Raw genomic sequence first — 12,602 nt, 5'->3', positions numbered from 1 at the left:
ATTGTAAAGAATGAAGATGTCCACCGCAGGCAACCCCCTCAAAGATGTCAGGAAGCAAATCGCGGCCGCAATCGGCCGCTCCCTGCCGCAGGTGGGCAACCGTCCAGAAGGGTTTATAAAACTGCTTCCAATCGAGCCCCCGCGAAAGCCCGGTTATTCGACAACTGTTTGTTTCGATCTGGCCAGTGAATCGCTTAAAGACGAGTTTGATGCGCTAAGCGAGAAAGTCGGGAAAAAAGAAGCCAAAATGGCCTTGAAGGAGAGATCTGCAGCACTCGCGGCTTCGTTTGCCCAACGGATTTGCGATGAAATCGCTCAAAACGGAACAAGTCTCCCTTGCGTAGCCGAAATCGTGCGCGAAGCGGGTTATGTCAACTTCTACTTCGATGTGGACTGCGTTTCTCGCTGCGCAATCGAGGCGTCCGAGGAAAATGGATTGGATTTCGGTAAAGGCGCCGCCAAATCCGAAAGGATAATGGTGGAATACAGTCAGCCCAATACGCACAAGGTATTCCACGTAGGCCACACGCGTAACGCGGCACTTGGGGCCGCGGTTGCCAATCTGCTCGAATTCTCCGGTTACGAAGTAATTCGGGCGAATTACATCGGAGATATAGGCGCGCATGTGATCAAGTGTCTTTGGGCGCTTTTGAAATTCCCGGGCGAATTCGACCATATCGAGGACGAATCAAGGCGTCTGGGCGAGTATTACTCCCTTGCCGACAAGGTTGAAAGCGGCGAAGAAATCAATACAAAATCCGGTCCGTATGCAATTGAACCCGAGCTGTTCGATGCCGAAATAAAAGAGCTTTTCGCCCGCTGGGACTCGGGCGATGCGGAGCTGGTCAGGCTGTGGAGGGACACTCGCGCTGCGAGCCTAAAAGGGTTCGAGCGGATATACACTTTGTTGAACGCCGGATTCGATCATGTCTTCTATGAGAGCGACGTCGAGTCGGAAGGCAAGCGCTGCGTACAGGAATTGCTCGAAATGGGCATTGCAGAAATTGGAAGCGAAGGGGATTACGCAGGGGCGGCTTACGTGGATTTGGACGCAAAACTGCCGGGAAGCGATTTGCGAAAAATGGTCGTCCTGCGGGCCGACGGATCGTCGCTTTACCAGACGAAGGAACTTGCGCTTGCAAAACGCAAGTTCGGCGAGTTCGGCATAGATAGGGCGATTTATGTTGTTGCAAGCGAGCAGTCGTTTTATTTCAAGCAGATATTCGCCATACTCAAGCTTTGGGGTTTTCCCCAGGCGGAAAAATGCGTTCACCTGCCGTACGAAATTGTGACTTTGGCCGAAGGCAAAATGTCGAGCAGGTCGGGAACGGTGGTGCTTTTCGAGGATTTGCTTGCCGAAGCGATGAGCAAACTCGCTCACATCGCGCGCGAAAAGGGATATTCGGCCGATGCAGAAGATACCGCGCTGAAGGTCGCTATCGGGGCAATCAAATTCTCGATGCTCAATATTGACCACAACAAGGTGCTGGTTTTTGACTGGGAGCAAGCGCTGAATTTCAATGGGCAGGCCGCCCCATACATTCAGTATATGGGAGTTCGAGCAAAAAGAATTTTGGCCGAAGCAGGTGATACTTCCAGGAGATCAGCCCAGCCGCCGCCTAACCTCCAGGTTTACGACCACGAACTCGCCCTTGCCATAGGCCGATTTCCGGACGTCGTCGAGACTTCGGCGGATCAGCTCGCCCCTTATGTACTGACAAGATACTGCTTTGAGCTTGCCCAAAAGTTCGGTGAGTTTTACCGTTTTTGCCCGGTTTTGAAGGCCAATGTTGAGCTTCGTGACTGGAGGCTGCGGGAAGTAGAGGCATTTTTGCGCGTGCTAGAATCCGGACTCCGGCTTTTGGGAATCGAAATACCTGAAGCTATGTAGCCTAAGCGGAACTGAAAATGGCGACAGTAGTCAGCATCGACCAGTTTGCGGGGCTTGTGCGGTCGGTAGTTACGACTCTCCGCCAGACCTCGGTCAGCAGAGTTGGGCTTCCCTCGCTTGTCATCAACCGCTACCTTGCGGATGCATCGCAACTGCTCGACGGGGATGTGAACGATGCCGTTGACGTCGCCAAAAACAACCCGGCGTTACTGCTGGCGGCGATGGAGTTGATTGAAGGAAGCAAGCTCTTCGGGGATGAGTTTTTGGGGCAGGCCGAATTTATGAGCCTGTATCTCGGCGATGTCCCAGCCGATGCGTTTTTGTTCGCCTGGGACGAGCTGGAGCCTATAACGAATCTAATCAAACGCGGCGCCACAGTCCAAATAGCCAAAAGCCGCGACAGTCTGGTTTATTTTTTTCAGAACCTGGTGAGGTATGCGTATCATTTCGGCGGCGTTTACCAAGATCCCGCAGCGCTTGCAAAATTTTTCGGCTACCGCCCTCCGGGTTTGATTCTACTGACAAGGGAGCCGACAGATTATGAGCTTCTTATTCTGGTTGCGCTAACAAAATTCCGCGTGCCGGTATGGCAAATCGGCGAGAGATGGTTGGCGGACCAGGATTTCAGGCTGCTGTCCGAATACGAACTCCAATCCGCATTGATTGATGAATACAGTACTAGAGGATGGCATTTGCTTGAACCGCCGACGGAAAGATCGCAGGAGGAATCCCATCTCAATTTCCGTACGGTGGGGGGAAATTACAACTCTTTCTTCGTTGTTCGCTCGATGGGCGGAGTGGACGGCGTTGAAGTCCGCGGCGAAACGTTCGGCGACATCGGAGTAATCGTCGATATCGGAGACAGCGATATAGATATCACGATGACAGGCTTCATAGAGAGGGAGCTGCTGAAACTGCTAAATCGTACGGGCGAGGTTAAAGCGGAGCAGCGCGAATGGTTCGTGATGCAAATCGATCCCGCAGTGACATCCCCCACGAGTCTCGGAAAGTTGATTTACGGGCTTATTCGAAAGGAATTCGACCTAAAACAAGTCTGCGTGAACATAATATGCGATCCGCTGCGCCTTGCGTCATTGAGGGCGGGAATAGTAGCCTACCAGGAAAACCGGAACAAAGAAATAGAGCGTCAGGACGAGCTGAACGCGTCATTTTACATGTGCACGAGGTGCAGAAGCTATGCGGGAAGCCACTTTTGCATAGTTACTGCGGAGCGGCCGGGCCACTGCGGTAGAAGTTATGAGATGATCAAGACACTGGCTCATGCATCGGATTCTTGCGAATACCTCCCGGTGAAAAAGGGCGAGCTTTTGGATAGAAGAAGGGGCGAATACGCCGGGATTAACAAACTGGCGAGATTGATGTCCGGCGGCAAAATCAAAAGGCTTTTTTTGCACAGCGCAGCGGAACATCCGCATCCCTCGAGCGCCGAATTCAGCATTCTCGCCTTTTCGATTCCGCGGCTCGGCGGGATTGGCCTCGTTCACCGCGGATTTCGCGGAGTGACGCCGGATGGAAGAACTTGGAACGAGCTTGAAGCTGCCGCCGTCGGCCGTCAGTGCCCCGGGATAGTTGCGGTCAGTCCGGCGTACATTCATTCAAAAATGTTTCTTGCGGCGGACGGCGGCCCGGCAAATATTCTGTGGATGACCAGCAATCTGGTGGAGCAGCTTGGCTGGATGGACCGCCGGATTGCGACAGAGCGAGAGTGTACAAATCTGACTACATTGAAGAACTTTTACGAGTAGCTTATACTAGGAGACGTGCCCGACCAGCTTGCTAAACTGGAGCAGATTTTAACAAACGCCAAGCTCAAGTTTGAGCGCTCCAAGCACGATGAGACCACGGAGCTGCTGAGCGCGGTTCTGAATGCTGAAAACGACTTAAGGCTGGACATTATCGCCTTGCTTGACGCGGACGGATACGAGCTGAAATTCGTCGCATATCTCGACGGGGTGGACGCTACGGCTGCCGCGGATCAATTGCGCGACACGCTTGCCCTAAATTTTATAATGGCGTTGGGCAGGTTCGCGTACCAGCCGGACATCGACGCCGTGGTTTATGTGGCGGACTACCCGTTGATGCTGCTTGACGACGACACGTTCCAAAGCATTTTGGACGAGTATTATTACTTCGCCAATCTTTACTTCGAGCAGCGGTACGGCTCGGCCAGAAGACTGCGCGAATTTGCAGGCCCTGATGAAGATACCGGGGTGTCTCGAATCGAGCCGCCCGGAACCGCCGAAGACCAACCGCAGATTCCGGCTGTCGACCTTTTAAAGCTGAAACTAGGCTCCGATATCGAAGAAGGGCACGATTAGCCGATGAGGTTGGTCGGGATTCAAATGTCGGTGAAAGATGGGGACGAACGCGCGAATTTCGACAGTGCAGAGGCCGCGTTGTCGAAAGCTTCACCGAAAAGCGGTTCGCTCGTTGTTCTCCCCGAGTTATTCCATTGCGGCTACGATTGGAGCTTCATTCGCGGGCTGACAGAGGCCGATACGGCGCGCACCATATCGCGGCTATCGGATTGTGCAAAACGTCATTCCGTATTTCTGATTGCGGGCTCGATCGCGGAAGCTCGCGGCGATCAAAAGTTCAACACGAGCTTTGTTTTTGATCCCGATGGGAACCAAATTGCCCGCTATTCCAAGGCGCATCTCTTTTCACTGTTCGAGGAGGACAGACATATCTGCGCCGGCAATTCGGCCGTCTGCGTTGAATGCGGTAAAGCTAATGTAGGCTTGATGATCTGTTACGACATGCGGTTTCCGGAGCATGCTAGGCGGCTTGCTATTGACGGGGCGCAGATTCTCGCCGTTCCGTCGGTATGGCCGTTAAAGCGCAGGCACGCCTGGCGAACGCTGGCGATTGCTCGTGCGATAGAGCAGCAATGCGCAGTGATTGCCGTCAATCGCGCGGGAATCGATTCGACGGGGGCAGATTACGGAGCTTCCTTGATTGTTGATTCGTGGGGAAACGTGCTCGCAGAATCCGAAGGTTCGAACGAGGATACTATTGAAGCGGAGATTAGCTTGGACGAAGTGGCGAAATCCAGATCGCATATCCCGACTTTTGGGGAGCGCAGGCCCGACGTCTACCGGCTGGACTGGGAATTGTGCAACATTAATGCGTTGCAGTAAGGATGAATCGCTTGAATGCGGCTTAGCCTGCTGTAAAATTGCCTTTCGCGATTCGATTTGCCGCGTCAACGTGATTTTAATCTCTGAAAGGAGGATCTGATTGTGGAGTACGAAAATCTGTTGGTCAAATCTGATGGGCCGGTAGCAGTCGTAACGATAAACCGTCCGGACAAGTTGAACGCGCTCAACAACCAGACCATGCTTGAGCTGAAGGATTTCCTGATGTCCGCAAAAGAGGATTCCTCAATCGGCGCAATTGTATTGACGGGAGCAGGTGAAAAGGCCTTTGTGGCCGGGGCGGACATCGGAGAAATCAACACCTTGACTCCCTCCGAAGCCGCGCATTTTGCGCTCCGCGGCCAACGCATCTTTGGCAAGTTGTCTGGATCCGCCAAACCCACTATCGCGGCCGTGAACGGATTTGCTCTTGGAGGAGGGTGCGAGTTGGCGATGGCGTGCCATCTGCGGGTGGCCTCGGAGAACGCAAAATTCGGTCAGCCGGAAGTCAAACTTGGCATCATTCCGGGTTATGGCGGAACCCAGAGGTTGGCCAGGTTGGTCGGAAGAGGAAGGGCGCTTGAATTACTGCTTACGGGCGAGATGATCGGCGCCGAGGAGGCGTATCGAATCGGCCTTGTAAATCACATCTACCCTTTGTCGGAGCTTGTCCCGAAGGCCGTCGAATTGGCCGGGAAAATGCTGGCGAACGGGCCGTTGGCGCTCAAGTATTGCATCGCTGCTGTCAATTACGGCCAAGACTCGCCGCTTGACAAAGCGCTAGCCCACGAAGCGCATCTATTCGGATTGTCCTGCGCGACGGAGGATATGAAAGAAGGAACTGCCGCCTTTCTGGAGAAACGCAAGCCCGAATTCAAACGCAGGTAACCGGTATCGCGTTATTGCAGCCGGCCTGACGCGCCAACCGTGCTATAGAACTTTGAAGTAGGTGTCCAGCTCCCACTTGGTGACCTGGACGCGATATTCGTCGTATTCCTTATATTTGACTTCAAGGAAGTTTTCGACGAACGTGTCGCCCAGCACCTCGCGAATGAACTGCGACTTGCGCACGAAGTGCAGCGCCTCGTGCAAATTTTCGGGCAGGCTTTTAATGCCAATCCGGGTTAGCTCAAGGGGACTCATATGGTAGAGGTTTTTCTGCTGCTCATCGGGCAGCTCGTACTTTTCCGCCATACCTTTCAGTCCGGCGCCCAGCATTACGGAGAACGCAATGTATGGATTGCAGGCCGGATCGGGGCAACGCAGCTCGATGCGCGTGGCATTCTCCTTGCCGGGTTGGTAGTATGGCACCCGAATCAATGCGCTACGATTCCTTTGGCTCCAGGCGATGTACACAGGTGCTTCGTAGCCTGGGACGAGCCTTTTGTAGCTGTTTACCCACTGAGCGAGGAATGCAGTAATCTCTTGAGCGTGATAAAGCACTCCGGCGATGAAATGCTTTGCCACATCGGAAAGGTTGTTTGAGGAATCAGGCGAGAAGAATGCGTTCTTTCCGTTTTTGAACAGCGACATGTGCGTGTGCATTCCGCTTCCGTTCACTCCGAAAACCGGCTTGGGCATGAAACTCGCGTAGTAGCCGTTCATTCTTGCGACTTCTTTGACCAAATAACGGTAAGTGATGCAGTTGTCCGCCATCCTGAGGCATTCGTCGTAGCGCAGGTCTATCTCGTGCTGGCTGGGTGCGACTTCGTGGTGGTGATATTCCACCGGTATACCCATTGCGTTAAGCGCATCAATCGTGCGCTTGCGCAGATTGGTCGCCAGATCCAGCGGAGGTGCGCTGAAGTAACCGCCAGGATCCAGAAAGTCGGTGCCATCGCTGTTTTTAAAATAGAAAAACTCAAGCTCCGGTCCGACGTAAAAGGTGTAACCCATATCGGCGGCCTTTGCCAAATTCTTCTTAAGGATATTTCGCGAGTCGCGGTCGTAGGGTTTCTTATCCTTTGGCTCGACGATATCGCAGAACATCCGGCAAGCTCTGTAATCGGGATCATCCCAAGGCAGGATGCTGAAGGTGGATATGTCCGGCATCGCGACGAGATCGCTTTCCTCGATTGCGTTGAATCCCGAAATGGAAGAGCCGTCAAATCCCATGCCGTCCGTCAGAGCCGTTTTCACTTCATCGGGCGTTATGGAGAATCCTTTAAGGATTCCGCAAATGTCTACGAACCAGAGCCAGATGACTCCGATTCGTTCACGTTCGATGATTTCGAGAATTTCCTCTTTCGTGTTCCCCAAGAAGCACCCCGCAAACCTTTAAGGTGGCGCGTATTATATGAACGGCGCGATATAAGTCAATAGGCAAAATTGCCTTTTTTTAAGCCGAACTAGTATTCAATTTTCTGGTGCGATCCTTGCTGAAATGTGATTTGCCGCCTGGTTGGATTATTTTTATGGCGGGTTTTCAACCTGAGTCAACAGTCCCTAACATAATCGCGCAAACCTTGTGCACATGTGTTACTCAAATGTGGATAACCTGGGAAATCGCCGCGCAATGTAAATAAGGCCGTTATTACGCATTTGAAGTAACGCGAGAGCGGGCAAGCAAAACCCGCGAACGCTTTACTGCGATCTCCTCAATCCGGCCGTCAATCCGATGATATAATCGAGTCCGCATGGCCGTTCGAGGACGCGAAGTCGAGGTAACGAACCGCCGCGCCTTCCATGATTATTTCATCCATGAGCGCATTGAATGCGGAATCGTGCTTTTGGGCAGCGAGGTGAAAAGCATACGGAATGGAGGCGGCAACCTTCGCCACGGATACGCGCAGTTTCGCAACGGCGAGCTTTGGCTGGTCGGCGTGAACATATCGAAATACGATTTCAGCGGTTCGCTCGGCCACGAGCCTACGCGCGCAAGAAAGCTGCTTCTGTCAAGGCGGGAACTCGACAAGCTGCGCGTCAAGTCCGAGGCAAAAGGATTTACGCTTGTTCCGCTTCGTATGTATTTTTCGAAAGGAAGGGTGAAGGTCGAAATCGGCCTGTGCCAGGGCAAGCGGCAGTACGACAAGCGTGAGTCCATAAAGGAGCGGGATCAAGAACGTGCAAAAAGGAGAGGCCTGGATTGAATCGAAGGAATATCCACCGGCTAAGCTTGCACGGAAACAATTCCGCCCGGTTAACGATAGCCTGTGCGCTGTTGATGTTGTTTTCAGCCGCGGGCTGTCCTGCAAATCAAGAGAATAAAACTAAACCGGAGCCGCCGCAGCCGCAATTTGTCCATCCCGAAAGGGCTGGGAAGCGGGCAATAAAGCTATATTTTTACGACCCGCAGGCGACGCTGCTTGTCCCGGTGACCAGATTGATTGCGGGGAATTCGCCCATGCCCGAAACGGCTTTTCGTGAGCTTGCGGCAGGGCCGGCCGGCGGCTCGCCCCTGATTAAAACGATTCCCGATGGCACAAAGCTAAATGCGAGCAAGATAGAGAGCGGTGTAATGACGCTCGACTGGTCGCCGGAGCTGACTGCCTACGGCGGCGGAAGCACTATGGAAATCGGATTGGTTCAGTCCATTCTTTTCACGGCTGGTCAGTTTGAAGAAGTATCCTCGGTGCAGTTTCTTATCGGGGGCGAGAAGAAGGATTATCTGCCGGAAGGCACCGGAATACGGGAGCCGTTTCCAATTCCAAAATGGATCAACGACTTCGGTTCGGGCGACGAAGAGGACAAGTTTCAGGCTTATTTGGTTATCCGAGGCAAAAATCTGCTTGCCCCGATAACGATTTCAGCGGCAGATCCAGCAGAGCTTTACCGAAGGTTGAAGGATCCGCGCACCTACGGCGGTGTTTTCGATTCCGCGCCCGTCGAAATCGGATTTGTCCTAAGTTTGGAGGGAAGGAGCAGGGTTGTTTTGGGACTGGACAAGTCACTGATGGATATTCAGCTGGAAAGAAGAGCACCAGTAGTTCGCGCTCTAGCTTGCACGGTATATAATTTCGTCCTGTCGAAGCCGGAATTCGGCTCGATGAAAGTGACTTACAACAACGAGGAAGCTGTGTCGCTGTTCGATGTTGACTTGTCCGAAGCGGGAATCGCGGCGTGGCTTTCGGAAATCAATTTGGAAGGTGAATAGATGGCGCCATCGGGCACGCCGCCGCCGGTTCCGGTAGGAATGTTCGACTCCGGAATAGGCGGTCTTACCGTTTATAAGGAGCTTATGCGACACGCACCGAGTGTCCCGGTGCTTTACTTCGGCGACACTTATCATGTTCCATACGGCTCGCGCCCTTTAGGGCAGATTAGGCAATTCGCTCTGAATGCCATAGACTTTCTTGCATCCAGAGGCGCGCAAGTGGTCGCGGTTGCCTGCAATGTTTCTTCAAGCGTACTAACGAAGGCCGATATAGAAACGGCTCCCGTGCCGGTTTTCGGACTTGTGGCCGGCGGCGCTCAGCATGCCGTGAACTTATCGCGAAGCGGCAAAATCGGTGTGATTGCAACCGAAGCGACGATCAAAAGCGGAAGCTATCAGAGGGAAATAACGGTACGGCGCACTGACGCTTTGGTTGTCGCCGTGCCAAGTCCTAAGCTGGTTCCGTTGATCGAGGAAGGCCAAAGGGATACCGATGCCGTTTATGCGGCGTGCAGGGAGTACCTGGAACCAATCAAGGCGGCGGGATGCGACACGGTCGTGCACGGTTGCACTCATTACCCGCTGCTGCAGGATGCGCTTTCCGAAATTGCCGGGCCGGGAATTACTTTCGTCGACCCGGCGGCATATCTTGCCGTAGACATCGTAGAGCACCTTTTCAGCATATCTGCAAACGATTACAAGCGTGAAGGTGGAGTTGCCCCGTCGCGCGTGTTTTTGAGCAAACACTCGGAGTCGTTCGTGGAAAACGGAAGCGCATATTTGGGGTTCGACCTTGCGCCGCTGATCGAAATACAAAACATAAACGCGGGAATAGCCGCGAATTGGGAGGCGCGCGTTGGCTGAGGGAGAAAAGCTTAAAAGCTTCGAGGAACTTAGGGAAAAAATGGGGCTGCCCCCGAAGGGACCGCGTTCGGATGGAAGGCACTACGACGAAATGCGCGCGGTATCTTTCGAGGCTCCGTATTTCCGCCCCCACCAGGTTCTCGTTTGCTTCGGGAACACTCGCGTGGTTTGTTCCGCTTCATTTGAAAACAGGGTTCCCCACTGGCGCTACGGCAGCGGCCTTGGTTGGTTGACCGCGGAGTACGGGATGCTTCCCGGCTCAACCGAAACCCGTACCGCAAGGGAAAGGGGAGTAACGCACAGCGGACGAACGTACGAAATCCAACGTCTTATCGGACGGGCATTGAGAAGCGTGGTCAGGTTGGGGGCGCTGGGGCAAACTACAATTTATATCGACTGCGACGTGATATCAGCGGACGGAGGCACCCGAACTGCAAGCATCACCGGTGGATACTTGGCTATGATTAGCTTGCTTAAAGCAAATGAAAAGCGATTCGTAGAATGGCCCGTGATTGAGCCCGTTTGCGCCGTTAGCGTGGGCATCGTTGACGGACATACAATGCTTGACTTGAACTACGCCGAGGATTCCAAAGCTCAAGTGGATGGAAATGCGGTATTTCGGCCCGGAGGGCGAATCGTGGATTTCGGCGCTTCTGGGGAAGAAAGCTCGTTTACGAAAGACCAGCTGAGCGAATTGCTTTCATTCGCGGAAAAGGGTGCAGCGGAGATATTCAAAATCCAGACAAGGGCCGCGGAAGCTATACTTGGGGCAGGCGTTTAATAAACCGCCAGTGTGACTTGTTAACTTCAATGAAAGACGGCCCACGCCACAGCTTCAACCTTTGTGCTGCGAGCAGCCTCCGCGATGTGCTTGCGATCGAGTATTCCATCCGTTACCCTTATTTCCGCTTCATAAACTTTGCACCTTACGCTTTGGCCTTGTGCGGACGCAAGTTCGCCAACAACGAATCCGGGCAAGATTTGATTGATTACCGAAACGAATTTCATTGCATGCTCCAAATTCCTTGCGCGGATTCTTATTGAATGAACTGGAGCGAATGGCGGAAGACCCCGTGAGCGCCTAAGCGCATACCTTTCGGAAAAGTAATTTTGGTTCACGCCCTTTAACCAATCGTAAAAAGCAAATTCGGGTTGCTCGGCTGCCACTATCAATTCTACGGCGTTGTCGCCATAAAGCCCGGCAAAACGGGCGATAACCTCTGCCGCGCGTTCCGGACCGTCCAGTGAGTGACGCCTAAGTTGGTCTTCCAAACCTGCCACGACCAGAGCTTTCGGCTTGAAATCGAGCGGTCTGTAGAGCGTTGCCGAGGTTGAAATAACCAGTATTTTGTCCGTCAAATCGGGAATTTCCGCGTCGGACGAAATGCTGGCGCACTCGCGATTGCCCATCAAGGATTCCGCATCGCACCGAACGCGATCAACGCCAACAGCCGAACGCCGAATCATTGCGCTTCCGCACTCCGGGCAAAGCAATTCGGCAATTTCCGTTCCGCAGGAAGAACAAGAGTAGCCCGATGATGATTTGGTAAGTATCGAGCCGCAACGAGGGCAGGGGATCGGCGCGCCGCAGTCGACGCAAATAAATCCTGCTGCGAAGCCGCGCCTGTTGTATAAAACGAGAGTTTTGCCCAGTCTGCCGGCAACTTCAACCGATAACCGGGCCAGCGGGGACGGTTCTGCCTCCATTTCTTCCGCATTTTCGCGCTCTTTACGCGCCCAATTTGAAAGAGCGACAACCTCGGTTTTCGGCGGATTGCGAACACCCAAAGGCGGCATAGCCAGAATGCGTCTGCCGCCTCCCGGAAAATAATGAAGTAGCAGCATCGAACCTGAAGCAAGAGCCGTTCCGGCAGTGCGGATTGCGTCGGGAAGAGTTGGCTGCGCCTCGTACTCCGGGGAGGAGGAGTCGACGAAAAGTATGCAAGACGCACCAGCGGCGGCCGCAAGTCCAGCCAGGCCGCGAGTACCTATAACGGCGCGTGCTTTACCGGTCCGCGCGTAGATAACTGCTTTGCGCACTTCTGCCTTGGAACTCTCGGGGGTTAGCGCAATTACCGGAATGCCTGAGGCGATAAGTGCCGATCTTAATGCAGGAATAAAGTGTCTGGAAGGAGCTATTAAGGAAGTCCAGCCGCAATTTGCTGTTTGTTCGCATATTGCTGGGATTTGGCCAAGAAGCGCCGTAAAAGACAAATCGCCGACATATGCCGAAGCGCCGATCGCAAGAAAGTCGTAAATCGGTCCGGAAGTTATTTTGGTAAAAGATCCTATCGAATCCGGATGGCAAGTTATCGATTGCGCATCCGCGCGGCCGAAACACTCCGGGTGAGCCAAACCCAATTTGAACTCGATTGCGCCTTCCGATACCAACTCCGAAAGACAATCGTCGGAAACCGTTGCGGGGGTGAAAAGCGATTCCTTTGAATTACCGAAAGACAACAACTGGAAATTTCTCGATGTCAGCTTGATGGGCTTTTTTGCGGCCGATTTCGCCAATCTGACCAGTGCTTGAGACGCGGCCGGCGATATTCGGCTTTCGTCGGTAAGCCTACCAAGGCGCAGCTTAAGTTCATCC

General features: G+C 53.3%; 12 protein-coding genes. 10 read left to right on the top strand and 2 right to left on the bottom strand.

Annotation, left to right across the window (positions count from 1 at the left end; genetic code table 11):
- The first annotated feature begins 10 nt into the window (after positions 1 to 10).
- The 5 genes from argS to HRF49_11680 all read left to right on the top strand — a co-directional run bounded on the left by argS (position 11) and on the right by HRF49_11680 (position 5,937).
- A complete protein-coding gene (gene argS / locus HRF49_11700) occupies positions 11 to 1,891 on the top strand; it encodes an arginine--tRNA ligase (GenBank protein MEP0815312.1) in 1,881 nt (626 codons plus the stop codon).
- Positions 1,892 to 1,908: 17 nt separating this feature from the next.
- Complete coding sequence (locus tag HRF49_11695) at positions 1,909 to 3,657, top strand: hypothetical protein (GenBank protein ID MEP0815311.1); 1,749 nt, start codon at positions 1,909 to 1,911, stop codon at positions 3,655 to 3,657.
- A gap of 15 nt (positions 3,658 to 3,672) precedes the next feature.
- On the top strand, positions 3,673 to 4,230 hold the full coding sequence (locus tag HRF49_11690) for a hypothetical protein (GenBank protein ID MEP0815310.1): 558 nt from the start codon (positions 3,673 to 3,675) through the stop codon (positions 4,228 to 4,230).
- Positions 4,231 to 4,254: 24 nt separating this feature from the next.
- Complete coding sequence (locus tag HRF49_11685; GenBank protein MEP0815309.1) at positions 4,255 to 5,052, top strand: carbon-nitrogen family hydrolase; 798 nt, start codon at positions 4,255 to 4,257, stop codon at positions 5,050 to 5,052.
- A gap of 102 nt (positions 5,053 to 5,154) precedes the next feature.
- Entirely contained in the window at positions 5,155 to 5,937 is a 783-nt protein-coding gene (locus tag HRF49_11680) for an enoyl-CoA hydratase/isomerase family protein (protein MEP0815308.1), read from the top strand.
- A gap of 42 nt (positions 5,938 to 5,979) precedes the next feature.
- Here HRF49_11680 and HRF49_11675 read toward each other — a convergent pair whose 3' ends face one another.
- Positions 5,980 to 7,308 carry a glutamine synthetase gene (locus HRF49_11675; protein MEP0815307.1) on the bottom strand — a complete coding sequence of 443 codons (1,329 nt, stop codon included), beginning with the start codon at positions 7,306 to 7,308 and terminating at the stop codon, positions 5,980 to 5,982.
- Positions 7,309 to 7,685: 377 nt separating this feature from the next.
- Here HRF49_11675 and smpB point away from each other — a divergent pair, with 377 nt between their 5' ends.
- The 4 genes from smpB to rph all read left to right on the top strand — a co-directional run bounded on the left by smpB (position 7,686) and on the right by rph (position 10,787).
- Positions 7,686 to 8,138, top strand: a complete 453-nt coding sequence (gene smpB / locus HRF49_11670; GenBank protein ID MEP0815306.1) for an SsrA-binding protein SmpB — start codon at positions 7,686 to 7,688, stop codon at positions 8,136 to 8,138.
- Positions 8,139 to 8,212: 74 nt separating this feature from the next.
- On the top strand, positions 8,213 to 9,142 hold the full coding sequence (locus HRF49_11665; GenBank protein ID MEP0815305.1) for a GerMN domain-containing protein: 930 nt from the start codon (positions 8,213 to 8,215) through the stop codon (positions 9,140 to 9,142).
- Entirely contained in the window at positions 9,143 to 10,006 is an 864-nt protein-coding gene (gene murI, locus HRF49_11660; protein MEP0815304.1) for a glutamate racemase, read from the top strand. It abuts the gene before it with no gap.
- Between the two features lie 40 nt (positions 10,007 to 10,046).
- Positions 10,047 to 10,787: a ribonuclease PH gene (rph, locus tag HRF49_11655; GenBank protein MEP0815303.1), complete on the top strand. Its 741-nt coding sequence runs from the start codon at positions 10,047 to 10,049 to the stop codon at positions 10,785 to 10,787.
- 26 nt (positions 10,788 to 10,813) lie between these two features.
- Here rph and HRF49_11650 read toward each other — a convergent pair whose 3' ends face one another.
- The gene (locus HRF49_11650) at positions 10,814 to 11,416 is read right to left on the bottom strand and encodes a hypothetical protein (GenBank protein ID MEP0815302.1); all 603 of its coding nucleotides are present in this window, start codon (positions 11,414 to 11,416) and stop codon (positions 10,814 to 10,816) included.
- A gap of 952 nt (positions 11,417 to 12,368) precedes the next feature.
- Between HRF49_11650 and HRF49_11645 the strand changes: the two genes are divergently transcribed.
- On the top strand, positions 12,369 to 12,539 hold the full coding sequence (locus HRF49_11645; GenBank protein MEP0815301.1) for a hypothetical protein: 171 nt from the start codon (positions 12,369 to 12,371) through the stop codon (positions 12,537 to 12,539).
- The last annotated feature ends 63 nt before the right edge of the window (positions 12,540 to 12,602 follow it).

This window comes from bacterium, assembly GCA_039961635.1.
Classification (GTDB): Bacteria; 4484-113; 4484-113; order JAGGVC01; family JAGGVC01; genus JABRWB01.
Note: the sequence above shows the minus strand (reverse complement) of the source record. Positions and strands in the feature narration are given on the sequence as shown.